Genomic DNA, 24836 nt, shown 5'->3' with positions numbered 1-24836 from the left:
CAGCGCCCGGCGGAGGGGCTCACCACGGCCCCGACCCGGGGACGAACGGTCCGCCGTGGCCCGAGGTCGGAGCGGCTGATCAGAACGGTCCGGCCTCCGGCGAATCACCTGCACCCCGACACGGGCAGCCACCCCAACCCGGTGTGTCACAACCAGGAACGTGGCAGTCGGGTTCGTGGCAACCGGGAACAGGGCAACCGGGAACGTCCGTGCCACCCCCGCCGCCGGGGATGTCCGCCGGCGGCCACCCGATGCATGCGGCCGTTCCTGGTCCACCGGCCGGAGTTCCCCAACCACCGCCATACGGCCCGGCCGGGTATCCGCAGTTTGCCCAGGGCGGCTTTCCGCCCGGCGGATATCCACCGGGCCCCTATGCGCCCGGTGGGCCGATACCGGGGATGCCGTTCCCGCCCCAGCGACGGCGACAACACACCGGCGCGGTGATCGCGGCGGCCGTCGTCGGCATGCTCGTGGTGGTGGCGGTGGCCGTGGTGTTCGTCAGCGCCGCAGTCCGTTCCGTCGACCCGGACGGCGGGGACGTCGCCGTCAACACACCGCCGAACGCCACCGACGGCCAGCCGAGAACGGGATCGCCCGGCTCCGGCGGGACGGCCGCGAACCAGGCCGAGGTGACCGCCATCCGGTCAGCGATGCAGAACTTTGTCGACGCGGTCAACGCGCGCGACGTCGGACGGATTCAGGCGTCGGTGTGCAGCGTGGTGCGCCCGCAGGTCACGCGCCCCCTCGACCTCACCGGCAATGTCGTCCTCGACGCGTTGTCCGCGGTGACCGTGACCGGCGACTCCGCCGAGTCGACGGTGAGTACACATCTCGAGCTCGGAAATCAGCGGTCGACGCCGAAGCAGAACGCCGAGAGCTTCGCCCGCGAGGACGGCACCTGGTTCGTGTGCCCGGGCGCCGAACCCGATATCGGGACGTAGCCTCCTCCGCTGAGCCTCCCCCCGTCGACAGCAACCGGATTCGCGCCGACGGCAACATGTTTCGCGCCGAGAGCAACCGCAAATACGCCGACAGCACCCCGGTTCCGATGAGAACCTGGGTGCTGTCGGGTGCGTGTGCCGTCAGTAGCGGTAGTGCTCAGGCTTGTACGGCCCCTCGACGTCCACGTTGATGTACTCGGCCTGCTCCTTGGTGAGCTTGGTGAGCGTACCGCCGAGCGCCTCGACGTGAATCTTCGCCACCTTCTCGTCCAGATGCTTGGGCAGCCGGTAGACCTCGTTGTCGTACTCGTCCTTCTTGGTCCAGAGTTCGATCTGGGCGATCACCTGGTTCGAGAAGCTGTTGCTCATCACGAACGACGGGTGCCCGGTTGCGTTGCCCAGGTTGAGCAGTCGTCCCTCGGACAGCACGATGATCGACTTGCCGTTCTCGAAGATCCACTGATCGACCTGCGGCTTGACGATGATCCGCTTGGCTCCGGAGCCTTCCAGCCCGGCCATGTCGATCTCGTTGTCGAAGTGGCCGATGTTGCCGAGGATCGCCTGGTTCTTCATCTCCCGCATGTGCGCGAGCGTGATGATTCCGAGATTGCCCGTGGATGTGATGACGATGTCCGCGTTGCCGATCGCCTCCTCGACGGTGACCACGTCGAATCCGTCCATCAGCGCCTGCAGCGCGTTGATCGGGTCGATCTCGGTGACCTGGACCCGGGCACCCTGACCGGCCAGCGACTCCGCACAGCCCTTACCGACGTCGCCGTATCCACAGATGAGGACCTTCTTGCCACCGATGAGAACGTCGGTGCCGCGGTTGATCCCGTCGATCAGCGAGTGCCGGGTGCCGTACTTGTTGTCGAACTTCGACTTGGTGACCGAATCGTTGACGTTGATGGCCGGGAAGGTGAGCTCTCCGGCGGCCGCGAACTGGTACAGCCGCAGCACGCCGGTGGTGGTCTCCTCGGTGACGCCCTGGACCGAATCGGCGATGGTCGACCACTTGGTCTTGTCCGCCTCGAAGCTCGCGCGCAGCAGTTCCAGGAAGACCTTGTACTCGGCCGAATGATCGTCGTCGGCGGGCGGCACGAGACCGGCCTTCTCGAACTCCGCGCCGCGCAGCACGAGCATGGTGGCGTCGCCGCCGTCGTCGAGGATCATGTTCGCCGGCTGATCGGGCCAGGTGAGCATCTGCTCGGCCGCCCACCAGTACTCCTCGAGGGTCTCGCCCTTCCACGCGAAGACCGGCACACCCTTCGGCTCGTCCGGTGTGCCGTGGGGTCCGACGACGATCGCGGCCGCCGCGTGATCCTGCGTCGAGAAGATGTTGCAGGACGCCCAGCGCACCTCTGCGCCGAGGGCGACCAGGGTCTCGATGAGCACGGCGGTCTGCACCGTCATGTGCAGCGAGCCCGAGATGCGGGCGCCCTTGAGCGGCAGCACGTCTGCATTCTCACGTCGCAGCGACATCAGGCCCGGCATCTCGTGTTCGGCGAGCTCGATCTCCTTGCGGCCGAAGTCCGCGAGGGACAGGTCGGCCACCTTGAAGTCGATCCCGTTGCGGCTGTCGGCGTGCAATGCCTGCGCAGTCGTCATGTGATCCCCTTGTCGTTCGCTGTCGGGCACTGCTGGTGCAGTGCGGAAGGCGTTCGACTCAGGCTATCGGACCCGGTCCGGCGGGTTGCCACCCTACCGCCGTGACCGGTCGGGCGAGGCGTGTCCGCTCCCCTATCGCCCTTCTTTCGATCCCACCGGATCGGCGATCTCACCGCGCTCACGTTTGCCGACCATCGAATGGCGCTGGCCGTAGAGGAAGTAGACCGCTATACCGATCACCATCCAGACGACGAACCGGATCCAGGTGAGCGCCGAAAGGTTCAGCATCAGCCACAGACACGCGAGGATCGCCAGCACCGGGATCACCGGCCCGCCCGGCACGGTGAAGCCCCGGTCGAGATCGGGCCGGGTCCGGCGCAGCACCATCACGCCGCCGGCCACCACGATGAAGGCGAACAAGGTGCCGACGTTCACCATCTCCTCGAGCTTGTCGATCGGGAAGAACCCGGCGACGACGGCCACCACGACGCCGATGAGGATCGTCAGGCGGGCGGGCGTCCCGAAGCGCGGATGGGTCTTGGACATCGCGCGCGGCAACAGTCCGTCGCGGCACATCGCGAACAGGATTCGCGACTGACCGAGCATCAGGACCATCACCACAGTTGTGAGGCCCGCGAGCGCTCCGATGGCGATGACCTTCTCCGCCCAGGTCACCCCGTTCAGCGCAAAGGCGTCCGCAAGATTCGCCGCGTCACCGTCCTCGGTGGTGGCGAGTTGCTTGTAGCTGACCATGCCGGTCACCACGATCGTGACGAGAACGTAGAGCACCGTGACGATGGCCAGCGAGCCAAGGATGCCGCGCGGGACATCCTTTCTCGGATTCTTGGTCTCCTCCGCAGTGGTGGCGACGACATCGAACCCGATGAACGCGAAGAACACGATGGACGCGGCGGCCAGCACGCCGTACCAGCCGTAGGAACTGTCGCCGCCGCCGGTGATGAGCGAGAACAGTGTGGAGTCCACGGACTTCTCGGTGCCGGCGCCGTGCTCTGCCGGAGGCACGAACGGCGTGTAGTTGTCGGCTTTGACGTAGAAGAAGCCCACGATGATCACCATCAGTACGACCGCGACCTTGATCGCGGTGATGATCGCCGACACCAGCGACGAGAGCCGGGTCCCGAGGACCAGCAGCGACGTCACGGCGGCGATGATGACAATCGCGCCCCAATCGACGTCGAATCCCCCGATGTCGACGGTGCCGCCGGCGAATCCGAACACGCTGCCGAGGTAACTGGACCAACCCTTGGCCACCACCGCGGCGCCGACCGCGAACTCCAGGATGAGATCCCACCCGAGGATCCACGCCAGGAACTCGCCGAAGGTGGCGTAGCCGAAGGTGTAGGCAGACCCGGCGACCGGGACCGTCGAGGCGAACTCCGCGTAGCAGAGCGCGGCGAGCGCGCAGGCGATCGCCGCCATCACGAACGACACCGAGATGGCCGGGCCTGCCTTGTCGCCGGCGATCGATGCGGTGATGGTGAAGATGCCGGCGCCGATCACCACCGACACCCCGAAGACGATCAGATTCCAGGCGGAGAGGTCCTTGCGGAGTCTGTGCTCCGGTTCATCCGTATCGGCCATCGACTGCTCGATGGACTTCCTGCGGGTGAGCGGATTGGCCATCCGATGGACCTCCCGTTACCCGAGCCAGGGTCAGGATCGCTGCCCGACTCGATCGTCGCGAACGTCTGGTGAAGCGATTGCCTACGCTAGCCCACACCGACGGGACGCGCGGCACGAATGCCGGTTCGCGTGTCACGTCCGGCAGTGGCAGTAGGACTCAGCTACCGACGTCGCGGTCGATGTCGGGTTCGAGATAGATGACCCGTGCCTGCGGCACCGCCGAACGCACCCGGACCTCCGCCGCGTCGATCGTGCGCGCGACGGTGATGGCGTCGACGCCCGCCGGTATGGCGATCTTCGCGGCGACGAGAAGCTCCTCGGGCCCGAGGTATTGAGTCTTCATGTGGATGACACGGTCGACGCCGCCGGCGGCCAGCGCCGTCAGCAACGCCTGTTCCTCGTCCTCGGTCGCCCCTTCGCCGATCAGCAGACTCTTCATCTCCACGATCAGGATGATCGCGATGACACCGAGCAGGACGCCGATCGCCAAGGTGCCGACACCGTCCCACACCGCGTCTCCGGTCAGCATCGTGAGTCCGACACCGGCCAACGCGAGCACCAGGCCGATCAGTGCGCCGGAGTCTTCGAGCAGCACGACCGGCAGCTCGGGGGAACGCGAATTGCGGATGAAGCGCCACCAACTCGCCTTGCCCTTCAACGGCTTCGATTCACGGTAGGCGGTGGTGAAGCTGTATCCCTCGAGGCAGATGGCCAGGACCAGGATGATGACCGCCACGAGCGGCGATTCGAGATCGTGGTCGTGGGCGTGCTGGATCTTGTGGATGCCTTCGTAGATCGCGAACAGCGATCCCAGGCTGAACAACACCAGGGCGACGACGAAGGAGTAGAAGTACCGGCTGCGCCCATACCCGAAGGGGTGCAGCCGGTCCGCCTTCTTGGCGGCGCGCTGCTGGCCCAGCAGCAGGAGCCCCTGGTTCGACGTGTCCGCGACCGAGTGCACCGCCTCCGCGAGCATCGACGACGACCCGGTGATCACGAATCCCACGAACTTCGCCAAGGCGATACCGGCATTGGCCAGCAGCGCCGCGATGATCGCGCGTTTGGAGCCCTCGACTGACACGTTCTTCTCCTTGGTCCACGCGGCCGACCGCGCAAATCTCAACTGCCAGACAGACCGGTCGGACTCTACCGATTTGTCCGGCTCGGCGAGAAACGAACCCCGGCGAGAAATGTTACGAGGGGCCACCGAGCATCGGTGGCCCCTCGTACATCATCCAACGGTCAGAAAGTGCCCTTGAAGGTATTGCCGATCGACCGGTCGGTCTCGCCCATGCGCTCCGAGGCGTTCTGCACGCCCCGGCCCAGCCCGTTGAGCTGCTCACGCGCCTGGCCGAACAGGGTGTCCCACCGGGCCTGAGCATCCTGGTAGTGAGCAGCGGCGTCGGGCGATGCCCAGTTGCCCTGCAGCTGGTGGACCTGCCGCTTGAGCTGGCCGGCAAGCTGCTCGAGGGCATTGAACTGCTGGTGGATGTTGCCCGACAGATCACCGAGATTGCCGTGGTCGTAACTGATCGCGCCTGTCATGATGTCTCCTTGAGGATGGTTCGGATGGGTGAGTCGAGGTGTGCGCCGGCCGGATCAGATCCGGAGGCCACCGTCGATGCTCGCGGTGATCGCCTGTCCCACACTGTGGTCGAGATCCTCATAGCCGCTGAAGCCGCTGGTCAGGTTGTTCTCGATCTCCTGGAGGATGGCCTGCAGTTTGGTCGCCGATCCCTGCCAGTCGCTGCTGGTGTTGCCGAACGCGACCTGCGCGGTACCTTTCCATCCGGCCTGACCGTTCTCGGTGTGGCCCTGGATCGATCGCAGAATGCCCTGCATCTCGTTCACGATCTGGCTGATCGCCTTCGCGGATGCGTGCGCGTCGCCCAGATCGACTTTGACCACACCGTGGCCGCCTGCTTCGGTCATGTTGTGTCTCCTTCTGTGTTACGGCACCGCACGGCGATGCCCCGTTGGTATCCGAATAGAGCGGCCCGCTCGCGGTGCTCCCGGCGCCGGTGACACAGATACCCTGACAATTCCCCCGCCCGGTTCATGGCATCCACCGTCCCTCGGGCAAGGTCTCGATCAGCAGGCCGACGGCCTGACCGATGCGATGTCCACTGCCCGGGGAGAGGGTGGTCCACACCCGCCCGTCCGGAGACTTGCTGGGACTGGCGACGATCCGACCTCGATCGGTGTCGAAAATTGCCAGTGCACCAGAAGATTGAGCGCCGGCACCCCCGGTCCAGGAGACCGCGACGATCTCCGATCGGGTGTGACAGCTCATGAGCGTCGAGGCCATCGCGATGGCATCGGAGCTCGGAGCGCCGAGCGCGTGCAGCGCGTCGGCGGTGTCGTTCGAGTTCTGACAGTCGGCGAGACGCGCCGCCAGTTCGTCTGCCGGAGCGCTGAATCCGGCGATACCGGCACCGACCGCCTCGTCGAACTCCCGCGCCACGATGCCCCCCAGATCCGATTCATCGGGCACCGCCAGCTGCCTGAGCTCGATCCGTGACCCCTCACGACGAGCGAGCACATGATCGTGCCCGTTGCGCGCCAAGCAGATCCGGCGAATCCCGTCGGTGTGGCCCGGCCTGTCCGTCATGGTCCGGATCTCGAGCCGACGCTCGGGCGCCGACAGCACTCGTAGTGCTGTGGCGAGCCAGCCCGTCGGTTCGCCGCCGTCGAGGAGTCCGAGTTCGCCGATCGCCCTGTCTGCCACCGCGTTGGCGGCCGCGTGATCGTCGGAATCCGCGTGGGTGGCCCACAGGTCCAGGACGACGGGCCACGTCTGTACGCCAGCACGTTCCCCGAGTCGCCTCAGGACATCCACCTCGAGCGCGACTCGTACCGGGGTTGTCACACCGTGCATGTCAGCCTCCCCGATGCTGGTCGAGGGACAGGGTCTCGGTCAGATATCGGGGGTCGAGTGATCTCGGTCCGGACGCCGAGACATGGTGCGCAGCAGGTTGCTCGGCGACCGCGAGCTCTGCCCACGTGGACGAACGCTCGTCGGCCGCCGACGCCGACGGACCATCCGCCTCGTCGACGTCGGCCTGCTCCGGAGCCGCCGGGCCGCGCGTGGCGCCACGTTCCGTCGCGGCCAATCCCGTGTGCGGGGCCATCGGCCCCATCGGGGCATTCGACGCCGGCGACCCGGCCGATGTGTTCGTCGCTGGAACGGGTGTGCCACCACCGGCACCACCGGCGAGGATCGTCGGCGCATAGCGGGTCTTCTCCGACGGCGGCGCCGCGACGCCACCCGTCGGGATGCCGCCCATCGGGACAGGTGGCGCCGACGTCGCCGGCGCCGGGTGAGTGGCCGCTCGTGCCGCCGCCTGTCGCGCGGCCCGCTCAGCTCCCAGCGGGTCCGCGGACACGAGATCGGGAGCGGGCCGGGAATCGATCCACGGGCGCGCTGCAGGTTCGGTGGCGGCCTCGTAGGTCTCCATCACGCGCGCAGCCCGCAATTTCTGGTCGTGCAGCGCACGCTCGGCGTGTGCAGCAGCACCCACGAGGGCGGGTGCGAGCGCGCTGACGACCGAGGCCGCGTGCATCGCCGTCTCGGCGACATCCACCTCGACGAGGTTCGGCATGGTCAGGCGGGCCACCGTCACTGCCGCCGCCTGACCTTCGGCGCGCCCGGCATTCCGCCCGGCCGCGGCCGCCGCCTCGGCGAACCAGGGCGCGAGTCGCGTCAGCTTCTCGAACGCCGCACTGGTGTGCGGGGATCGCCAGTTCAGTCCGAGCGTGGCCAGGATCGAGCCGTACTCCGTCGCTGCGGACGCCAGCTCGGCGGACACCTTTGCCCAGGCGAGGCCGGCATCGGTCAGTGGTCCAGGTCCGGGACCGTCACCGAGGTCGAAGGCGAGCTTCTCGGTGGGGCGTGCGTCCCAGATGACGCCGGTGAAGCCGGTCAACTCACTCTCCTCTCTCGTCGATGGTCGAATCGGGATGGCCAGATCAGCATCGGCCGTGGCGTCAGGCGTTCGAGCTCCGGAACGCGGATGCCGCGTCGTCGTCGCCGGCCCGGTACCCCGTCGCCTGCGCACGCAGCACCGCAGCGATCTTGCGGAGTTCCTCGACCCCGCGGGCGGAGTCCGTGGCGAAGGTCTCCGCCACCGCGTTGAAGCTCCTGGCCGAGGTCTCGGACACCTCGTCCTGGCCGGCGGCGTGCACGGTCAGTGCCGGTTCCGCTGCTCCCAGTGACTGTTCGAGCCGATCGGCGAGCCCGTCGAGACGCCCGGCCGCCGAGATGAGTTCTGCCGGGTCCACATCGAGCTGCGCCTGGTTCGTTTCGCCGGTCATGTCTCCTCGTTCCGGTCGGTGTTCTGGTCGATGGTCTGGTTGTGGTACCCGGGGACTCACGTCCCGGTGGTCGGCCCGCCGGGCGGCGGTCCGAGCCGGAGCTCGATGTCGGGCGACGGCGCGCGCTCCGGCTCCTCCTCATCCCCGAGTACGGCGGGAACCACGTCGGGTACCTCGCCGACCACCTGCTGTCCGTTGTCTTCGGTCACCAGGTAGTCGGGCACCTGGTGTTGTTCGTTGGACGCACCGGCGCCACGGGCGGTTCCCGCGGCTCCCATCGGCGCCATCGACGCAGGCATCGAGCTGGTGGACGTCACGGTCCCGCGGGTGGCCTGCTGCGGGCTGTAGCCGGCCGGCTCGGTCATCCCGAGGGCGGGGCTCGTGAACGGGCGCGGCGCCAGCGGTGCCGCTGCGGCACCGACGGCGCCGATGCCGCCACCGCCACCGGCATGTCCCTTGCCACCGCCGCCACCGGCACCCCCACCGCCTGGACCGCCGCCCTTGCCCGCGACCGGATCTCCCTTCGCGGACATGAGCGGGTCCGCCTTGGCGCTCGACAACATGCTGCTCACCGGTGATGCGATCATCGACGGGAGCTCGGACGCCGACGACACCGCCGGGGATACGCCGTCGAGGACCGCGCCGGCCACCGCGAACGGCGACTGCGTCGCGGCCGCGGGCGCCGGTGCGTTGGTGATCGGGACCGGTGCGCCGTTCGTCGTCATCTTGGCGGTGGGTCCGAGCAGCTGTGCACGGGTGAGGGCGACCTGCGCGGTCGCCTCGGCGAGACCTTCGGTGGCGAACCCGACCGCTGCTCCCTGTCCGAACGGCGTCATGATCAGCGGGATGGTCGCGGAGATCTTGCCGATCGTCGCCGCGATGATCGCCTGCACCGCAGCGAGTCCCGTTCCGACGATCCCGGCCGCGGCCTGGATGTCGAACGACATCCCGGTGCCCTGCGTGGTGACGTTTGCCGTGTCGCCGGTAGCGATCGCCGACTTGCCGACGGCTGCGGTCGACGCGGTCCCGGTCCAGAGCTTGTCGAGGGCCTTGACCGCCCCGGAACTCATGGACATCGTCGTCTCGAGCACCTTCGACAGGCTCTGGAAGATCGCCGAGGGATCGAAGTCCCCGGCCGCCAGGTCGCCGGTGCCGAATCCGCCGAGCAGATCCGTCAGCGGTTTGATCAGGATGTCGAGATTGATCGGCGGCAGCGGCGGCAGCCCCGGGAGCGGAGCCGATGGTGGCGGCATCGCAGGCAACGCAGGCAACCCGTGTCCGGCCAAGACGTCGGCGACGGTCTTGTCCAGGATCGGACCCAACGGTGACGCGTTGATCATCTCCTGGACCGTCATGTGCGACATGGCAGGTACGTCGGGAATCCCGGCCGGCAGCGGGCCCGGAAAGGGTGTGCCAGTCACAGGACCGATCGGATCGCGGAACCGGCTGCCGCATCCTCGGATTGGAACTCGGCCAGGCCCGCGAAGGTCGCTGCCGCGGTACCGGCATGGACCGCCGCGAGGTTGCCGACCGACATCAGGTGATTGGCCTGCGCCACGATGAAGGACGCCAGGAATTCCTGGCCGATGAGCCCGAACACCGGGACCATCACGGCGGTGTTCGCCGCGGCATTGATCGACCCGGCGGCGCCGACCGCGGTGGCCATGGCAGCACTCGTGGCCCCGAACGTCTCGACCACCTCCGGTACAACCGTCACATCGCTCATCGCTGTTCCCTCCCATTCACGACCATGGACGTTCTATTCATCTCGTTGCTTTCCTCGATCCGACGCATCGGCGACCGATCTGGTTCCCCACCAGGTGTCATCGGCACGCGATCATCCGCTCCGCAGTCGGGAGTCGAGCAGTTCACCGAAGGATTCGTTGAACTCTTCGGTGATCAGGGCACGTTTCGCGAAGGCGCGCTGCGCCGCCAGTGCTGCGGTCCCGACTATCAGTTCACCCAGGCGCGGCCCGCCGAGTTCGTTGGCTCCCGCCGCCAGCCACAGACCGGTCAGCCCACCGACACCGTCCACCTCGACGGTCACCAGATCGTCGGCCGACGTCTCCCGCACACTGATCGCCGCGAACTTCTCGTTCAGTTCGTACATGCTGTTCAACTGCGCGTTGGCCCGGGCCTCGAGCTCATCCATCGCCCAACTCATGTCGCGCCCCTCAGACCGATCGCAGCCAGGAGGCCGGCGCGTCATAGTCGCGGTCGTCGAGCTGTTCGGCTCGCGCGAGATCGTCGGGCCTGGGCAGTTTCATCGCGTCGACGACGTCTCGGGCGACCCCGGAGGCGACGAGTTGCTCGCGCAGCCGGATGCCGGCGGCCATCGCCGACTGCTGACAGAGCCGGAGAATCTCGCCGGCGAGAACGGCCGGCTCTTTCGACAGGGCCGAGTTGTCGATCCGCACCGACATCGGGAGCCCCTGCGGCGTGGTGACCACCGAGACGGCACCGGAGCGCGAGCGCGCCGACGACAGCGCGAGCGCCGCGTCGAGATCGTTCCCGTCGGCCGACCGGTCCGTCACGGCGTCCCCGGCGTGACCCGACCCGGCCCCGCGATCATGAGATGTCATGGCGATGTCCCCCCTTCATGACACTTGGACGCGACCCGGCCTCCATCGGTTCCCCGATCCGACGAACTCTTCCGGATCCCCCGATCGACCGCGCACACGCCATGTGGGTGTCTGCACCACGACGACCCGGGCGCACAGCTGTGTGCAGGTCGTCGTCGGAGATCCTCTCATAGCAGTCGCCGGCCATCCACACAACATCCGGGTTTCCCTTGTTCGAACGACCGTGGGGCACCGGCTCTCGGCGGGTGCGCGATCCGGTGAGGATCAACCGTCCCCCGCACGCCCTGCACGTATCGCGATCGGCGATGCTGTCAGGGTGACGAACACCGACGTTCCTCCCCTGGGTGCACTCGATGGTCTCCGGGTGCTCGAACTGGGCACCCTGATCGCGGGCCCGTTCGCCGGACGCCTCCTCGGCGACATGGGCGCCGAGGTGATCAAGATCGAGGCCCCGGGCTCCCCCGATCCGATCCGGACCTGGGGACAGGCCGAACAGGACGGCGAGCGCGTCTATTGGACCGTCCACGCGCGCAACAAGAAGGCCATCACGCTCGATCTGCGGGCGGATGCGGGCCGCGACGTCTTCCTCGACCTCATCGATCGCGCCGACATCGTGGTGGAGAATTTCCGGCCCGGCACCCTCGAGCGATGGGATCTGGGTTACGACGTGCTGTCGGGCCGCAATCCCGGGATCATCCTGGTCCGCGTGTCCGGGTACGGACAGACCGGACCGGCGGCGAGCCGAGCCGGGTACGCCTCGGTCGCGGAGGCCGAGAGCGGTCTGCGCTACCTGAACGGATACCCGGGCGAGGCCCCGCCACGGTTGGCGTTGTCGATCGGCGACACGCTGGCCGGCATGTTCGCCGCGCAGGGAGCGCTGGCCGCCGTCTACCGGCGGACGGTGACCGGAAGAGGGCAGGTCGTGGACACCGCTCTCACCGAGGCCTGTCTGGCCGTGCAGGAGTCGACGATCGCCGACTACGACCTCGCCGGCGTCGTCCGCGGCCCGTCGGGGACGCGGCTCGACGGCATCGCGCCGTCCAACCTCTACCAGGCCGCCGACGGGTTGCGCGTGGTGATCGCGGCGAATCAGGACACCGTCTTTCGCAGGCTCTGCGACGCCATGGGCCGACCCGGCCTCGCGACCGACCCGCGGTTCGCCGACCACCGGGCGCGCGGGATCAACCAGGACGAACTCGACTCGATCATCGCCGACTGGGCCGGCGCGCACACCAGCACCGAGCTGATCGAGATCCTCGGGACGGCAGGCGTCGTCGTCGGCCCCGTGAACACGATCGCCGAGGTGGTGCGTGACCCGCAGATGCTGGCCCGCGACATGCTCGTGCCGCATCACGACGAGCGCCTGGGACGCGACGTGCTGGGGCCCGGCATCGTGCCGAGACTGTCCGAGAGCCCCGGTCGGGTGCGCACGGCCGGTCCGCCGCGCCCGGGCACGCACAACGACGAGATCTATCGCGGACTTCTCGGCCTCGACGACGACACGGTGTCCGCGCTCAGCGAGCAAGGGGTCATCTGAACAGTTGCGCCTGAGCGGTTGTGATCGGCACCCGGTCAGCGAACATTGCTGGTCAGCGACCCGTCACGAATGCCCCGGGAGTTCGGTGGCAGAATCGATCTTCGGTAGACTCCTGCAACGATGGCGTGCACTCCATCAAACGATCTACAGGGGGACCATTCCGCATGACGTACGACGACTCCGGAAGTGTGGACGATTCCGGCGTGCCGGCGCCCCCGCCGTGGCTCCAGTTCGCCGAACCCGAGCCACCCGCGGCGCCCGTACCCGCACCTCGCGAGCAGTCCGCGTATCCGTCTCCACCGGAGCCGATGCGTCGCGACGTACCCGCGGATCCGACACAAGCGGATCATCGGGATTCGACGTCCGGTCATCACGCGGCCGCCGATCCCGGCGTCGGGCAGCGGGACCAGTCCACCGGGAAGTCCGCCGCCGAGAGCGGGCCACCGCCCGTCGACCGCGCCGGACCGCAGCGACCGGCCGGCGGGCTGCCGACACCCGGGCTGCCACCGCAGGGTGCGCCGCCGGGGCAGGCGGCGGCGTATCCGCCGCAGGTACCCCCGCACCAGAACCATCCATCACAGATGCCCCCGGGCGGGCCCGGCCACGTGCCCGCACCCCCGTTCGGACCGGGCGCACCGTACGGCGGTCCGTTCGGCGGTCCCCCGATGGGCCCGCCCGGATACGACGACCCGCAGGCGGGCCCCGGCCTCGACGAGGTCGCCCTGATCCGCAAGGCCCGCCGGGCACCCAGCCGCGGGTGGCGCCGCGCCGTGCACACGATGTCGGCCGGCGCCATCAACCCCGGCGAATCACCTGCGGACATCGAATACAAACACCTGCTCGACCGGGTCAATCGGCCGGTTCGCGGCGACTATCGGATCGCCGTGCTGTCTCTCAAGGGTGGCGTCGGCAAGACCACCACCACAGTGGGATTGGGTTCGACGTTCGCATCGTTGCGCGGCGACCGTGTCATCGCCGTCGACGCCAACCCCGACCTCGGGACGCTGGCCCAGCGGATCCCGCAGCAGACCCGCTCCACGGTCCGCGATCTGCTCGCAGACCCCAACGTCTATCGTTACTCCGATGTCCGCGCACACACCTCCCAGTCGCCGAGTCGCCTGGAAGTCCTTGCCTCCGAACGTGATCCGGCGATGGCAGAAGCATTCAGCGACGAGGAGTACCGCGGCGTCATGCGGATCCTCCAGCGCTTTTACAACATCATCATCACCGACTGCGGCACCGGCTTGAGCCACTCGGCGATGAACGGTGTGCTGGACATGGCCAACTCGATCATCCTGGTCAGTTCACCGGCGATGGACGGGGCGCGCAGCGCGGGCGCCACCCTCGACTGGCTCGAGGCACACGGCTACGGCCATCTGGCCTCACGCGCCGTCGTGGTGTTGAGCTCGTCCCGCCCGGGCGCGTCGACGATCGACACCGACCAACTGGGGCAGCACTTCCTGACCCGGTGCCGCGCCGTGCACCAGGTCCCGTTCGACGACCACCTGTCCGAGGGCGCCGACGTGGACCTCGATCTGGTGAGCAAGCAGACGCGGCGTGCCTTCGCAGAACTGGCGGCCACCATCGCCGACGACTTCGCGTCGGTGTCCTCGGAGCGCGACGAGCCCTTCTACCCGTAGAGATCCCGATCCTCAGGCCGGCCGGTCCTCAGGCCGGCGGGTCCTCAGCGACCGAACCCCGGGACCGACGCCATCGGCGACCGAGATGGATCGCGGTGGGGATCACCACGGTCAGCACCGAGGCGATGATGAACAGCTCGATGTTGTCCCGGATGATCGCCACCTGTCCGAGGAAGTAGCCGAGGAGGATGATCCCGACCGCCCACACGACGCTGCCGAGGACGCTGAAGACGGTGAAGATCCGATAGGACATCCCGGTGAAGCCGGCGACCACCGGCGTCAGGGTGCGGATGATCCCGACGAAGCGTGCGAAGAACACTGTCAGAGCTCCGAAACGGTCGAAATACCGATGGGTTCGCTCCAGCGGCTCCGGACCGATCCAGCGCATCAGGCGGCCCTCGACGACCCCCGAGCCGAGACGCCGGCCGATCAGGTAGCCGAGTTGGTCGCCGAGGATCGCCGCGAGCGGGACAGCGACGCAGAGCCACCACAGCGGCGCGAACGGATCCGGTTGCGCCGCAAACACCCCCGCGGTGAACAGCACCGAGTCGCCGGGAAACACGAATCCGATCAGCAGCCCGGTCTCGACGAAGATCAGGATGCACAGACCGATCAGTCCGCCGGTCGCGAGGAAGGTGTCGATGTCGAACGGGTTCATCGCCTTCAGCGTACGGAGGACGGCCGCCTCGCCGCGCGATCCCGACCGTCGGATCCGGCCTTCGACGGTCCGAGGTTAACTCGATGCAACATCCCGCGCAGATTGTGCCAACGTGCGGTTTACTGATGGGTAACGACGCCGGACGGTCGTTGTGGATTCACTCACACCGCCGGACCGAACAAGCCATCACACCGATGTGGAGACGAGGAGGCCCCGTGTCCGGTTCCCCGCACCCGCCCGACACGGGCGTGCGGACGCACCCCCACACCCGTACCAACAGCGGAAAGGGGCGGGCGCTCCGACCGGTGAGCGACACCCAGATCCGCGTCGAGTACCACACGATTCACGGATATCGCCGCGCATACCGCATCGCCGGCAGCGGACCGGCACTGCTGCTGATCCACGGCATCGGCGACAACTCGTCGACGTGGGACGACGTGATACCGACGCTGGCCCAGCATTACACGGTGATCGCACCCGACCTCCTCGGACACGGCAAGTCGGAGAAGCCGCGCGCGGACTACTCGGTGCCGGCCTTCGCCAACGGGATGCGCGACCTGCTCGTGGTACTCGGACACACCAAGGTCACCGTCGTGGGCCACTCCCTCGGCGGCGGCGTGGCCATGCAGTTCTGCTACCAGTTCCCGCGTTTCGTCGAACGACTGGTACTGGTGGCCGCCGGCGGCGTGACGCGTGATGTCAATCCCGCGCTGCGCCTCGTGTCGATGCCCGTGGCACACGAGATCCTCACCATGCTCCGGGTGCCCGGCCTGCTCCCGACACTGCGCACGGCGGCACGGACTCTCGCCGCCGCGCCCGCGGTGCCGGGCCTCCCGTCGATGTCGCTGCGACGACTCCTCAACGACCACGAGGATCTGGTGCGGGTGCTGGGAGACCTCGCCGATCCGACGGCATCGGCGGCCTTCCTCCGCACTCTGCGCGCGGTGGTGGACTGGCGTGGTCAGGTCGTCACGATGATGGACCGGAGCTATCTCACCGAACGTCTTCCGGTGCTGCTCATCTGGGGCGATGAGGACACGGTCATCCCCTACCACCACGCGCAGCTCGCGCACTCGGCGATTCCGCACTCCGAGCTCGAGACCTTCTCCGATTGCGGGCATTTCCCGTTCCACACCGACCCGGAACGGTTCACCAAGGTCATCATCGATTTCATCGAGCAGAACGAGGCGGTGGTGTTCGATCCCGCGAACTGGCGTCAGCTGCTCTCCGAGGGGCAACAACGCGGTGGATTCGCCGGCGACGAGGAGACCGTCGAGGCCGTGCTCGAGGCGATCGAGGACGAGCGCAGCGCCACGTGACGACCGGTCACGCGAATGATTCACGGGTCGCGGTCATCATGCGATGATGTGCCGATGACCTACCCGGGACAACCCCCGAACGATCCCCCTCGCGACCCGGACGGCTGGTCGCCGACCGCCTACGGCCGTCCGTATGACCCCTACTCCCAGGGGAGCTCGTACCCGGCCAATCCGTACCCGCAGGGAAATCCGTACGGCTCCGCACCTGGCGCGCAGCCGTACGGTAACTACGGCGCCGGGTACCCGGGCATGGATCCGTGGGCGCCCTACGGGCGCGATCCCGTCACCGGACTGCCGTTCTCGGACAAGTCCAAGGTGGTCGCGGGACTGCTGCAGATATTTCTCGGCAGCTTCGGCGTCGGGCGATTCTATCTCGGCGACAATCAGACCGGCGGAATCCAGCTCGGACTCACCATCATCGGCTGGATCACCGCGATCTTCCTCGTCGGGTTCCTCATTCTCCTGGGCGTAGGCATCTGGGCCCTGATCGACGGGATCATGATGCTCACCGGCAGCGTGCGGGACAAGAACGGTCTGCCGCTACGATCCTGATCCGGACACCGCCACCGAACCTGAAACCGGCCGACGGCAACCTGTTTCGCGTCGAGAGCACCTCGGGTCGCGTCGAGAGCACCCCCTGCCTTGCATCTGCGCCGCTGCGCAATGTGGTTCTCTCGGCGAAGTCCAGGTTGCTGTCGACGGGATTCCGGTTGCTGTCGGCGAAATTCGGGTTGCTGTCGGCGGGATTTCGGTTGCTGTCGGCGGCGGGGTCAGCCGCAGCACCCTCCCGACGACGAGCTCCGGACGTCCCGGGTGATCACGTTGCGGGCGGCGAGTTCGTCGTCGCCCGGATAGTCGACGCCGATCAGGCACAGGCCACGCGCATCGGCCACCGGTATCCGACTGTTGCGCGACGTCTCTGCCAGCAGTCCACGGCACCACTCGAGGTCGCGCCGACCGTCACCGACGCTCGCGACCGCCCCGACCAGTGAGCGCACCATGGACCAGCAGAAGGCATCGGCGCTCACCCGACCGATGAGCACACCGTCGGTGTCGGCCGTCCACTCGAAGCGCTGGAGATCGCGGATCGTCGTCGCGCCCTCCCGGCGGCGGCAGAACGCCGCGAAGTCGTTGAGGCCCAACAACGAGCGAGACGCGATGTTCATCGCATCGATGTCGAGCGACCGGGACCAGGCCGCGGTGGTCCGAGCCACGACCGGTTCCGCGCCCCACCGCGCATCGGTGAGCCGGTAGACGTAATGCCGACGCAAGGCGGAGAACCGGGCATCGAAGTCACCGCTGACCGGTCCGATCGCGCGCACCCGGACATCGTCGGGCAGCATCTTCGCCAGCCGGCCGACCAGGCGCGACGGGTCGCCACCGATGGATCTGGTCTCCAGCGCGGACTGCGGGATCTCGGTGTGCGCGACCTGCCCGGTGGCGTGTACCCCCGCGTCGGTGCGCCCTGCGACGGTCAGCCGCACCGGCACCCGCAGGACGGTGGCCAGGGTGTCCTCGAGCAGTCCGCAGACGGTGCGCTGGCCGATCTGCCGTGCCCACCCGGCGAAGTCGGTGCCGTCGTAGGAGACGTCGAGGCGCAGTCGCACGGACGGGCTCACCGCAGGACGACAGAACCCGCCGGCACCGGATGCGGTGACGGCGGGTTCTGACAACTGCTCTGGACTCAGTCGTCCGACTTCTTCTCGTCGGCTGCGGCGTCATCCGCCGTGGCCGCACTCGACTGGTCGTCGACGGCGTCGGCGACAGCATCGGCGTTCTCGACCTCGGCGTCGGTGGCGTCGGCCTCCACGGCCTCCACCACGTTGTCGGCGTCGGCTGCGGGCTCATCGCCCTCGGCGACGACCTCTTCGGTCGCCTCCAGCTTGTCCTCGGCCGCCTTCTTGGAGGCCGCGACGCGGGTCGCACGGCTGGCCTCGCTGCTCGCGGTCGACTCGCGCACCAGCTCGATCACGGCCATCGGGGCATTGTCGCCCTTGCGCGGCAGCGTCTTGATGATGCGGGTGTAGCCACCGGGACGATCGGCGAAGAACGGGCCGATCTCGGCGAACAGGGTGTGCACGACATCCTTGTCCCGGATGTCCTTCATGACCTCGCGACGGTGGGCCAGCGACCCGTCCTTCGCGTGGGTGATCAGCTTCTCGGCGTAGGGGCGCAGCCGCTTCGCCTTCGCTTCGGTGGTGGTGATGCGGCCGTGCTCGAAGAGCGAGGTGGCGAGGTTCGCCAGCATCGCTTTCTGGTGGCTGGCCGACCCGCCGAGGCGGGCACCCTTGGTGGGCTTGGGCATTGTCTTCTCCTAGAAGAAACTCACGATCTCACGACCGGAAGTCAGGGTTTGGCAACAGCCTTACAGCTGCTCGGTTTCAGCGAAATCCTCACCGGAGTCGGCGTCGAACGACGCGTCATCCGACCACGTTCCGGTAGCCGGGTCGTAACCCGCGACCTGCGACGGGTCGAAGCTGGCCGGGCTGTCCTTGAGGGACAGTCCGAGCGCGTGCAGCTTGACCTTGACCTCGTCGATCGACTTCTGGCCGAAGTTGCGGATGTCGAGCAGATCCGACTCGGTCCGGGCCACCAGCTCGCCGACGGTGTGCACACCCTCGCGCTTGAGGCAGTTGTAGGACCGGACGGTCAGCTCGAGATCCTCGATCGGGAGGCTGAACGACGCGATGTGGTCGGCCTCGGCCGGCGACGGTCCGATCTCGATGCCCTCGGCCTCGACGTTGAGCTCCCGGGCAAGCCCGAACAGCTCCACCAGGGTCTTACCCGCCGAAGCGAGCGCGTCCCGAGCGGTGATCGAATTCTTGGTCTCCACATCGAGCACGAGCCGATCGAAGTCGGTGCGCTGCTCGACACGGGTGGCCTCGACCTTGTAGGTCACCTTGAGCACCGGCGAGTAGATGGAGTCGACCGGGATCCGGCCGATCTCCGCACCCGATGCCTTGTTCTGCACGGCCGGGACGTAGCCGCGGCCCCGCTCGACGACGAGCTCGATCTCGAGCTTGCCCTTGTCGTTCAGGGTGGCGATGTGCAGATCAGGGTTGTGCACGGTGACGCCGGCCGGCGGCACGATGTCGGCGCCGGTGACGGTGCCCGGGCCCTGCTTGCGGACGTACATGGTGACCGGCTCGTCTTCTTCGGAGCTGACCACGAGGCCCTTGAGGTTCAGGATGACGTCGGTGACGTCTTCCTTCACCCCGGGGACGGTGGTGAACTCGTGCAGGACACCGTCGATACGGATGCTGGTGATGGCAGCACCCGGGATCGACGAGAGCAGGGTACGACGCAGCGAGTTGCCGAGGGTGTAGCCGAATCCCGGCTCGAGGGGCTCGATGACGAACTTCGAGCGGTCCTCGGCGATGATCTCCTCGGTCAGAGTGGGTCGCTGTGAGATGAGCATTTCGTTGATTCTCCTTGTGGCCGACCGCTATTTGACGGCCTAGAAGGTGGACCGAACAGCTGTTGCTGTCTGGCGTTTCTGCTGTTGTGTAGTCGCGGTGACGATTACTTCGAGTAGAACTCGACGATGAGCTGTTCCGTGAGCGGCACGTCGATCTGAGCGCGCTCGGGCACCTGGTGCACGAGGATGCGCAGGGTCGACGGGACCACCTGCAGCCAACCCGGGACCGTACGGTCGCCCTGGATCTCCTTGGCGATCTGGAACGGCACGGTCTGCAGCGACTTCGGACGGACATCGACGATGTCGTACTGGCTGACCCGGTAGCTGGGCACGTCGACATTCACACCGTTGACGGTGAGATGTCCGTGGGTGACCATCTGGCGGGCCTGACGACGGGTCCGGGCCAGACCGGCCCGGTAGACGACGTTGTCGAGACGGGTCTCGAGGATCTTCAGCAGTTCGTCACCGGTCTTGCCGTTGCGACGGTTGGCCTCTTCGTAGTAGCGACGGAACTGCTTCTCCATCACTCCGTAGGTGAAGCGGGCCTTCTGCTTCTCCTGCAGCTGCTGCAGGTATTCGCTCTCCTTGATCCGCGAGCGGCCGTGCTGGCCGGGCGGGTAGGGGCGACGCTCGAACGCCTGGTCGCCGCCGATCAGATCGACGCGAAGACGACGGGACTTCTTTGTTGCGGGGCCGGTATAACGAGCCATGGTTTTCTAGTCCTCCCTTTCCCGCTAGACCCGGCGCCGCTTGGGCGGACGGCAGCCGTTGTGCGGCTGCGGGGTGACATCGGAGATGGTGCCGACCTCGAGGCCGGCGGCCTGCAGCGACCGGATCGCGGTCTCACGACCCGAGCCCGGTCCCTTGACGAACACGTCGACCTTCTTGACGCCGTGTTCCTGAGCCTTGCGCGCAGCGTTCTCCGCAGCGAGCTGTGCCGCGAACGGGGTGCTCTTGCGCGAGCCCTTGAAACCGACGTGACCCGAGGACGCCCAGCTGATGACGTTTCCGCTGGGGTCGCTGATCGACACGATGGTGTTGTTGAACGTCGACTTGATGTGTGCGCTGCCGTGCGGGACGTTCTTCTTATCGCGACGGCGGGTGCCCTTCTTGGGGCCTGCGCTACGTGACTTAGGAGGCATTACTTCTTCTTCCCGGCGATGGTCTTCTTCGGGCCCTTGCGAGTGCGGGCATTCGTCTTGGTGCGCTGGCCACGGACGGGCAGGCCACGACGGTGGCGCAGACCCTGGTAGCAGCCGATCTCGATCTTGCGACGGATATCGGCCTGCACCTCGCGACGCAGGTCACCCTCGACCTTCACCGAGGCCTCGATGTACTCACGCAGCTTCGCGACGTCTGCGTCTGTGAGATCCTTCGCACGAAGGTCGGGACTGAGCCCGGTGCCCTCGAGGATCTCCTGGGAGGTGGTACGCCCAACTCCGTAGATGTAGGTCAGTGCGATCTCCAGCCGCTTCTCGCGGGGGAGATCCACACCAGCAACACGTGCCATGTGGCGGATTTCCTTTTCTTGTCAGAGGTCTGCTCCCAGTCCGTCCCGAATCTGTTGCCGGACCGTTGTGTCCGGCCATTCGGGCTCCGGCCTCTGAACCGGAGGTGGGCGTCGACCCGTTTGTCGACACTGGTGTTGGGAGTGCTTCGTCGATATTCAGTTGTCCTTCAAGCGACCCGGAGGGTTGCCGTGATCAGCCCTGACGCTGCTTGTGACGCAGGTTCTCGCAGATCACCATGACCCGACCGTTACGGCGGATCACCTTGCACTTCTCGCAGATCGGCTTGACGCTCGGCTGAACCTTCACGTCCGCTTCTCCTTGAATGGTCGGGCACGGCTGTGCCGCGCCCGTCGGTGTTTTCCTTCAGCGGCGACTGCGCCGCCGCTGTGGTTCTTACCCGTGTTCCGGGGAAGTCTTACTTGTACCGATAAACGATGCGCCCACGACCGAGGTCGTACGGCGAGAGTTCCACGACGACCCGGTCCTCGGGCAGGATGCGGATGTAGTGCTGCCGCATCTTGCCGCTGATGTGGGCGAGAACCTTGTGACCGTTCTCCAGCTCAATACGAAACATCGCATTGGGCAGGGGTTCGATGACTCGTCCCTCGACCTCGATGGCCCCGTCTTTTTTCGCCATGTCCTCCGCGATCCTGGCTGCTCACCCGAGGCTTCCTCGATCTGACCCGTAGGTTGGAAGCCCGGTTGAAACCGTGTTTATCCGTTAGTGTGATGACACCGAATCGGGTGACCGGTCTCATCGGCGGTGAAGCGCGTCGGACCCTCGACGTCACTCGGCGAACTGCCGGATGACACGCAAGGACCGGCGTGCGATGCACACCGACGTTCTATGTTACGCGAACTGGCAGAACAGTCCAAACCGCCAGGAGCGGCGGGGCCCGGATCGGTGTCGGCCCGACCGAGCGGACGTGTCTCGATCGGCTCACGGAGAAGGGATTCGTCCGCCGCCGCGCGCCGACAGGCGACCGGAGGCGAGTCCTCGTCGAAGCTCACACCGAACGCCACCGGACCCACCTCGAAGCGGGAGAATGGGCGGCGTGGGCACCGTCGACGATCACCTTGCCGGACTCGACCCCGACGATCGCGCGGCCGTCGACCGCGTTTATTCGATCGCCCGTGAGCTGGTCCCCGACACCGAGCAGGGCACCGGCTACGGCATGCCCGCACTCACCTACCGCGGCAAGCCGCTCCTCTCTGTCATGCGGACGAAGAAGCACATCGGTGTCTACCCGTTCAGCCGGGACGCGGTGGCGGTGGCCGCCCCGAGACTCGTCGGCTTCGATCTCGACAAGGGCACGATCCGGTTCCAGCCCGACACACCCCTGCCCGACGACGCCGTCCGGGCGATGGTGAGCGCCAGGCGAGATCAGATCGCCGACGGCTGAAGATCATCGGCTACCGGCGAGTTGTCGGACCGGGCGGCCATCACGGATTTTGCACCGTCGCCTGGCACACCGTCGCCTGGCACACTGTTGGCCATGTCCGCGTTCTTGATTCGTTCCGCATTCACCGGATTCGCCCTGTGGATCGCGACCCTGATCGTCCCGGGTCTCGACTTCGTCGGCGGCTCGACGAACTGGGAGAAGTTCGGGATCGTCGTCGTGGTCGCGCTGATCTTCGGCGTCGTCAACGCGATCATCAAGCCGATCGTCCAGATCCTCTCGATCCCCCTCTACATCCTCACGCTCGGCCTCATCCACGTGGTGATCAATGCGTTCATGCTGGAGATCACGGCATGGATCACCCGTAACACCACCCACTGGGGCCTGGCTGTGGACGACTTCTTCTGGTCGGCGATCTTCGGCGCGATCGTGATCTCGCTCGTCGGCTGGGCCGTCGGCCTCGTCCTCAAGGAGCCGGCGTGAGTGCGCCCGGCGGCAGGTTCGTCCGACTACTGGCGCTCGGGGCCGTACTGCTCGCCGTAGTCGGCGTATCCGCCTGTGGCAGTGACAACAGCGGTGACAAGCCGCGCACCGTGACGGTCGTGGGTAGCGGAAAGGTCACCGGCACGCCGGACACCCTCCGCGCCGACATCGGTGTCGAGGCGACAGCCGCCGACGTCTCCAGCGCGCTGAACGAGGCGAGCGCGAAGGTCAAACAGGTGACCGACGCTGTGGTGGCGGCCGGCGTGGAACGCAAAGACATCCAGACCCAGCAGGTGAACCTGAGCCCCCAGTACTCCAGCCCGATGCCCGGCGGCACCAGCGCGATCTCCGGCTATCAGGCGACCAACACGGTCCGCGTCACGATCCACGACATCGGCAAGGCATCCGACGTCTTGGCCGCCGCAGCCACCGCGGGCGGCGACAGCACCCGGATCAGCAATGTCAGCTTCGCCATCGACGACGACTCGGACCTGATGAAGAAGGCGCGTGAGGCGGCATTCGACGACGCGCGCAGCCGGGCCGATCAATACGCGAAACTGGCCGGCGACTCTCTCGGCAAGGTGCAGACCATCTCCGAAACGACGAGTGGCCAGGATCAGCCGACGCCGCTCCAGCGGGACTCGTCGGTGGGTGCCACACGGGTCCCGGTCGAGCCCGGCGAGCAGACGCTGACATTCAACGTCAACGTCACCTACGCGCTGACCTAGGTTTCCACCCCTGGTCGAGTGGCCTAGGGCGTGAGCGGAGGGTCAATCGATATCGCCGTATCCCCTCGTCGCGCAGTTGGTCTCGATACACCGACTCGCAAGCTCGCCGGCTACGCGACGCGCGGATGGGAGTCGCCAGGCGTATCAGTCGGCCTGCAGGATCGCGGCCAGTGGTGGCACCGGGTCGCCGTCGCCGAGCACCTGGACCGCCACATGATCGGCGCCCGATGACAGGTGCGCGTCGACCTGAGCCCGCACCGACGCCGCATCACCGTGCGCCACAAGGGTGTCGATGAGCGCGTCACTTCCACCGCCGGCGATGTCGTCGTCGGTCCAGCCGAGCCTCTTCAGGTTCGCGACGTAGTTGCGCAGGTGTAAATACGGCTTGTCGACCGGCGGGCGGCCCACCGCACGGGCGGCCGACGGATCGGTGTCGACCACGACCTTGTGCTCCGGCGCCAACAACACGCCGGGACCGAGGATCTCGCGTGCTTCGGCGGTGTGGGCAGGCGGCGTCAGATACGGATGCGCACCGAGCGACCGATCCGCGGAGAGCTTCAACATCTTCGGGCCCAGCGCCGCCAGCAGGCGACGCTCCACGGGCACTCCCTTGCCGTCGAGGACGTCGAGATAGTCGACGACTGCTTCGTACGGCTTCCGGTACGCGGCATTGGCCTCGCGGTGGCCCGCCCCGATGCCGAGGTAGAAACGTCCCGGGAAGTCGGACTCGATCTCGAGGAACTCGTCGGCGATGGTCGCGGCCTCGGTGTTCCAGATGTTCACGATGCCGGTGGCCACCGTGATGTCCTCGGTGGCCTCGAGCACCGTGCGGATCGGCCCGAGATTCTCCGGCGATCCACCGAGCCAGATGGTGCCGTACCCGAGTTCCTCGATGGCCCGAGCCTGGTCCGGTGAGGACTTCCCCCACCCACCCCAGGCCCCGTGGGTGCCGAATCGTGCGACATGGGCTGCTCTGTCCGAACTCATGCCGCTGGCAACCTCCTGCGGCGGTTCACTATTCCGTCCGCAGGCAGGTGCGACGGACAGAATCAC

Annotated in this window: 30 protein-coding genes; 8 read left to right on the top strand and 22 right to left on the bottom strand. The window is 67.1% G+C overall.

Annotation, left to right across the window (positions count from 1 at the left end):
* Positions 1-209 precede the first annotated feature (209 nt).
* Complete coding sequence (locus tag ACPXCG_RS08050) at positions 210-941, top strand: hypothetical protein (RefSeq protein WP_425790874.1); 732 nt, start codon at positions 210-212, stop codon at positions 939-941.
* Between the two features lie 141 nt (positions 942-1082).
* Here the strand turns inward: ACPXCG_RS08050 and ahcY are convergent, their stop codons facing one another.
* The 12 genes from ahcY to ACPXCG_RS07990 all read right to left on the bottom strand — a co-directional run bounded on the left by ahcY (position 1083) and on the right by ACPXCG_RS07990 (position 11089).
* On the bottom strand, positions 1083-2549 hold the full coding sequence (ahcY, locus tag ACPXCG_RS08045; protein ID WP_425790872.1) for an adenosylhomocysteinase: 1467 nt from the start codon (positions 2547-2549) through the stop codon (positions 1083-1085).
* 132 nt (positions 2550-2681) lie between these two features.
* Entirely contained in the window at positions 2682-4193 is a 1512-nt protein-coding gene (locus ACPXCG_RS08040) for an amino acid permease (protein ID WP_425790870.1), read from the bottom strand.
* Positions 4194-4350: 157 nt separating this feature from the next.
* A complete protein-coding gene (locus ACPXCG_RS08035) occupies positions 4351-5274 on the bottom strand; it encodes a cation diffusion facilitator family transporter (protein WP_425790868.1) in 924 nt (307 codons plus the stop codon).
* Positions 5275-5435: 161 nt separating this feature from the next.
* Positions 5436-5738, bottom strand: a complete 303-nt coding sequence (locus tag ACPXCG_RS08030; protein ID WP_425790866.1) for a WXG100 family type VII secretion target — start codon at positions 5736-5738, stop codon at positions 5436-5438.
* Between the two features lie 54 nt (positions 5739-5792).
* Positions 5793-6125: a WXG100 family type VII secretion target gene (locus ACPXCG_RS08025; protein WP_425790864.1), complete on the bottom strand. Its 333-nt coding sequence runs from the start codon at positions 6123-6125 to the stop codon at positions 5793-5795.
* Positions 6126-6249: 124 nt separating this feature from the next.
* Positions 6250-7071, bottom strand: coding sequence for an ESX secretion-associated protein EspG (locus ACPXCG_RS08020; protein WP_425790862.1), 822 nt, complete (start codon positions 7069-7071; stop codon positions 6250-6252).
* Position 7072: 1 nt separating this feature from the next.
* Positions 7073-8119 (bottom strand): PPE domain-containing protein, encoded by a 1047-nt coding sequence (locus ACPXCG_RS08015; protein ID WP_425790860.1) that lies wholly within the window; start codon positions 8117-8119, stop codon positions 7073-7075.
* Positions 8120-8180: 61 nt separating this feature from the next.
* Positions 8181-8507, bottom strand: a complete 327-nt coding sequence (locus tag ACPXCG_RS08010) for a PE family protein (RefSeq protein ID WP_425790857.1) — start codon at positions 8505-8507, stop codon at positions 8181-8183.
* Positions 8508-8563: 56 nt separating this feature from the next.
* Complete coding sequence (locus ACPXCG_RS08005) at positions 8564-9871, bottom strand: hypothetical protein (protein WP_425792074.1); 1308 nt, start codon at positions 9869-9871, stop codon at positions 8564-8566.
* 53 nt (positions 9872-9924) lie between these two features.
* Positions 9925-10233: a type VII secretion target gene (locus ACPXCG_RS08000; RefSeq protein WP_425790855.1), complete on the bottom strand. Its 309-nt coding sequence runs from the start codon at positions 10231-10233 to the stop codon at positions 9925-9927.
* A gap of 111 nt (positions 10234-10344) precedes the next feature.
* Positions 10345-10671, bottom strand: a complete 327-nt coding sequence (locus tag ACPXCG_RS07995) for a YbaB/EbfC family DNA-binding protein (RefSeq protein ID WP_425790854.1) — start codon at positions 10669-10671, stop codon at positions 10345-10347.
* A 10-nt stretch (positions 10672-10681) separates the two neighbouring features.
* Positions 10682-11089 carry a hypothetical protein gene (locus ACPXCG_RS07990; RefSeq protein ID WP_425790852.1) on the bottom strand — a complete coding sequence of 136 codons (408 nt, stop codon included), beginning with the start codon at positions 11087-11089 and terminating at the stop codon, positions 10682-10684.
* A gap of 316 nt (positions 11090-11405) precedes the next feature.
* Between ACPXCG_RS07990 and ACPXCG_RS07985 the strand changes: the two genes are divergently transcribed.
* Both ACPXCG_RS07985 and ACPXCG_RS07980 read left to right on the top strand, forming a co-directional pair.
* Entirely contained in the window at positions 11406-12626 is a 1221-nt protein-coding gene (locus ACPXCG_RS07985; RefSeq protein ID WP_425790850.1) for a CaiB/BaiF CoA transferase family protein, read from the top strand.
* A gap of 164 nt (positions 12627-12790) precedes the next feature.
* Positions 12791-14266, top strand: coding sequence for an AAA family ATPase (locus ACPXCG_RS07980; protein WP_425790848.1), 1476 nt, complete (start codon positions 12791-12793; stop codon positions 14264-14266).
* 28 nt (positions 14267-14294) lie between these two features.
* Here the strand turns inward: ACPXCG_RS07980 and ACPXCG_RS07975 are convergent, their stop codons facing one another.
* Positions 14295-14924, bottom strand: coding sequence for a DedA family protein (locus tag ACPXCG_RS07975; protein ID WP_425790846.1), 630 nt, complete (start codon positions 14922-14924; stop codon positions 14295-14297).
* A gap of 248 nt (positions 14925-15172) precedes the next feature.
* Here ACPXCG_RS07975 and ACPXCG_RS07970 point away from each other — a divergent pair, with 248 nt between their 5' ends.
* Both ACPXCG_RS07970 and ACPXCG_RS07965 read left to right on the top strand, forming a co-directional pair.
* Complete coding sequence (locus ACPXCG_RS07970) at positions 15173-16243, top strand: alpha/beta fold hydrolase (RefSeq protein ID WP_425792073.1); 1071 nt, start codon at positions 15173-15175, stop codon at positions 16241-16243.
* Between the two features lie 54 nt (positions 16244-16297).
* Positions 16298-16795, top strand: a complete 498-nt coding sequence (locus tag ACPXCG_RS07965) for a TM2 domain-containing protein (protein ID WP_425790844.1) — start codon at positions 16298-16300, stop codon at positions 16793-16795.
* A gap of 218 nt (positions 16796-17013) precedes the next feature.
* On the opposite strand, the gene truA is transcribed toward ACPXCG_RS07965, so the two are convergent.
* From truA to infA, 8 genes are all read right to left on the bottom strand, one after another.
* Positions 17014-17862, bottom strand: a complete 849-nt coding sequence (truA, locus tag ACPXCG_RS07960) for a tRNA pseudouridine(38-40) synthase TruA (RefSeq protein ID WP_425790842.1) — start codon at positions 17860-17862, stop codon at positions 17014-17016.
* A 65-nt stretch (positions 17863-17927) separates the two neighbouring features.
* Positions 17928-18548 carry a 50S ribosomal protein L17 gene (rplQ, locus tag ACPXCG_RS07955; protein WP_425790840.1) on the bottom strand — a complete coding sequence of 207 codons (621 nt, stop codon included), beginning with the start codon at positions 18546-18548 and terminating at the stop codon, positions 17928-17930.
* A 60-nt stretch (positions 18549-18608) separates the two neighbouring features.
* A complete protein-coding gene (locus ACPXCG_RS07950; RefSeq protein WP_267629812.1) occupies positions 18609-19661 on the bottom strand; it encodes a DNA-directed RNA polymerase subunit alpha in 1053 nt (350 codons plus the stop codon).
* A gap of 104 nt (positions 19662-19765) precedes the next feature.
* Positions 19766-20371 (bottom strand): 30S ribosomal protein S4, encoded by a 606-nt coding sequence (gene rpsD / locus ACPXCG_RS07945; RefSeq protein WP_425790837.1) that lies wholly within the window; start codon positions 20369-20371, stop codon positions 19766-19768.
* A 24-nt stretch (positions 20372-20395) separates the two neighbouring features.
* Entirely contained in the window at positions 20396-20803 is a 408-nt protein-coding gene (gene rpsK, locus ACPXCG_RS07940; RefSeq protein WP_161062115.1) for a 30S ribosomal protein S11, read from the bottom strand.
* Positions 20803-21171: a 30S ribosomal protein S13 gene (gene rpsM / locus ACPXCG_RS07935; RefSeq protein WP_425790834.1), complete on the bottom strand. Its 369-nt coding sequence runs from the start codon at positions 21169-21171 to the stop codon at positions 20803-20805. Before rpsM ends, rpsK begins: the two co-directional genes overlap by 1 nt.
* A 193-nt stretch (positions 21172-21364) precedes the next feature.
* Complete coding sequence (gene rpmJ, locus ACPXCG_RS07930) at positions 21365-21478, bottom strand: 50S ribosomal protein L36 (protein WP_005207978.1); 114 nt, start codon at positions 21476-21478, stop codon at positions 21365-21367.
* 109 nt (positions 21479-21587) lie between these two features.
* Positions 21588-21809, bottom strand: coding sequence for a translation initiation factor IF-1 (gene infA, locus ACPXCG_RS07925; protein ID WP_005170487.1), 222 nt, complete (start codon positions 21807-21809; stop codon positions 21588-21590).
* A 418-nt stretch (positions 21810-22227) separates the two neighbouring features.
* On the opposite strand from infA, the gene ACPXCG_RS07920 reads away from it, so the two are divergent.
* From ACPXCG_RS07920 to ACPXCG_RS07910, 3 genes are all read left to right on the top strand, one after another.
* Positions 22228-22575, top strand: a complete 348-nt coding sequence (locus ACPXCG_RS07920) for an iron chaperone (RefSeq protein ID WP_425790832.1) — start codon at positions 22228-22230, stop codon at positions 22573-22575.
* A gap of 93 nt (positions 22576-22668) precedes the next feature.
* Positions 22669-23055 (top strand): phage holin family protein, encoded by a 387-nt coding sequence (locus ACPXCG_RS07915; RefSeq protein ID WP_425790830.1) that lies wholly within the window; start codon positions 22669-22671, stop codon positions 23053-23055.
* Positions 23052-23783 carry an SIMPL domain-containing protein gene (locus ACPXCG_RS07910; protein WP_425790828.1) on the top strand — a complete coding sequence of 244 codons (732 nt, stop codon included), beginning with the start codon at positions 23052-23054 and terminating at the stop codon, positions 23781-23783. Before ACPXCG_RS07915 ends, ACPXCG_RS07910 begins: the two co-directional genes overlap by 4 nt.
* Before the next feature lie 144 nt (positions 23784-23927).
* Here ACPXCG_RS07910 and ACPXCG_RS07905 read toward each other — a convergent pair whose 3' ends face one another.
* Positions 23928-24770 (bottom strand): LLM class F420-dependent oxidoreductase, encoded by an 843-nt coding sequence (locus ACPXCG_RS07905; protein ID WP_425790826.1) that lies wholly within the window; start codon positions 24768-24770, stop codon positions 23928-23930.
* Positions 24771-24836: the final 66 nt, after the last annotated feature.

Source organism: Gordonia sp. DT218, assembly GCF_049847105.1.
In the GTDB taxonomy this organism is placed as follows: domain Bacteria; phylum Actinomycetota; class Actinomycetes; order Mycobacteriales; family Mycobacteriaceae; genus Gordonia.
This window is presented reverse-complemented; position numbering and strand designations above follow the sequence as displayed.

Coding starts and splice junctions, on each gene's coding strand:
- ACPXCG_RS08005 (WP_425792074.1), bottom strand. CDS start 9,871: ATGTCGCACATGACGGTCCAGGAGATGATCAACGCGTCACCGTTGGGT.
- ACPXCG_RS08030 (WP_425790866.1), bottom strand. CDS start 5,738: ATGACAGGCGCGATCAGTTACGACCACGGCAATCTCGGTGATCTGTCG.
- ACPXCG_RS07990 (WP_425790852.1), bottom strand. CDS start 11,089: ATGACATCTCATGATCGCGGGGCCGGGTCGGGTCACGCCGGGGACGCC.
- rpsD (WP_425790837.1), bottom strand. CDS start 20,371: ATGGCTCGTTATACCGGCCCCGCAACAAAGAAGTCCCGTCGTCTTCGC.
- ACPXCG_RS08025 (WP_425790864.1), bottom strand. CDS start 6,125: ATGACCGAAGCAGGCGGCCACGGTGTGGTCAAAGTCGATCTGGGCGAC.
- ACPXCG_RS07965 (WP_425790844.1), top strand. CDS start 16,298: ATGACCTACCCGGGACAACCCCCGAACGATCCCCCTCGCGACCCGGAC.
- ACPXCG_RS08040 (WP_425790870.1), bottom strand. CDS start 4,193: ATGGCCAATCCGCTCACCCGCAGGAAGTCCATCGAGCAGTCGATGGCC.
- ahcY (WP_425790872.1), bottom strand. CDS start 2,549: ATGACGACTGCGCAGGCATTGCACGCCGACAGCCGCAACGGGATCGAC.
- ACPXCG_RS08020 (WP_425790862.1), bottom strand. CDS start 7,071: ATGCACGGTGTGACAACCCCGGTACGAGTCGCGCTCGAGGTGGATGTC.
- infA (WP_005170487.1), bottom strand. CDS start 21,809: ATGGCGAAAAAAGACGGGGCCATCGAGGTCGAGGGACGAGTCATCGAA.
- ACPXCG_RS07950 (WP_267629812.1), bottom strand. CDS start 19,661: ATGCTCATCTCACAGCGACCCACTCTGACCGAGGAGATCATCGCCGAG.
- ACPXCG_RS08000 (WP_425790855.1), bottom strand. CDS start 10,233: ATGAGCGATGTGACGGTTGTACCGGAGGTGGTCGAGACGTTCGGGGCC.
- ACPXCG_RS07905 (WP_425790826.1), bottom strand. CDS start 24,770: ATGAGTTCGGACAGAGCAGCCCATGTCGCACGATTCGGCACCCACGGG.
- rplQ (WP_425790840.1), bottom strand. CDS start 18,548: ATGCCCAAGCCCACCAAGGGTGCCCGCCTCGGCGGGTCGGCCAGCCAC.
- ACPXCG_RS07975 (WP_425790846.1), bottom strand. CDS start 14,924: ATGAACCCGTTCGACATCGACACCTTCCTCGCGACCGGCGGACTGATC.
- rpsK (WP_161062115.1), bottom strand. CDS start 20,803: ATGCCTCCTAAGTCACGTAGCGCAGGCCCCAAGAAGGGCACCCGCCGT.
- ACPXCG_RS07995 (WP_425790854.1), bottom strand. CDS start 10,671: ATGAGTTGGGCGATGGATGAGCTCGAGGCCCGGGCCAACGCGCAGTTG.
- ACPXCG_RS07980 (WP_425790848.1), top strand. CDS start 12,791: ATGACGTACGACGACTCCGGAAGTGTGGACGATTCCGGCGTGCCGGCG.
- ACPXCG_RS07915 (WP_425790830.1), top strand. CDS start 22,669: ATGTCCGCGTTCTTGATTCGTTCCGCATTCACCGGATTCGCCCTGTGG.
- rpsM (WP_425790834.1), bottom strand. CDS start 21,171: ATGGCACGTGTTGCTGGTGTGGATCTCCCCCGCGAGAAGCGGCTGGAG.
- ACPXCG_RS08010 (WP_425790857.1), bottom strand. CDS start 8,507: ATGACCGGCGAAACGAACCAGGCGCAGCTCGATGTGGACCCGGCAGAA.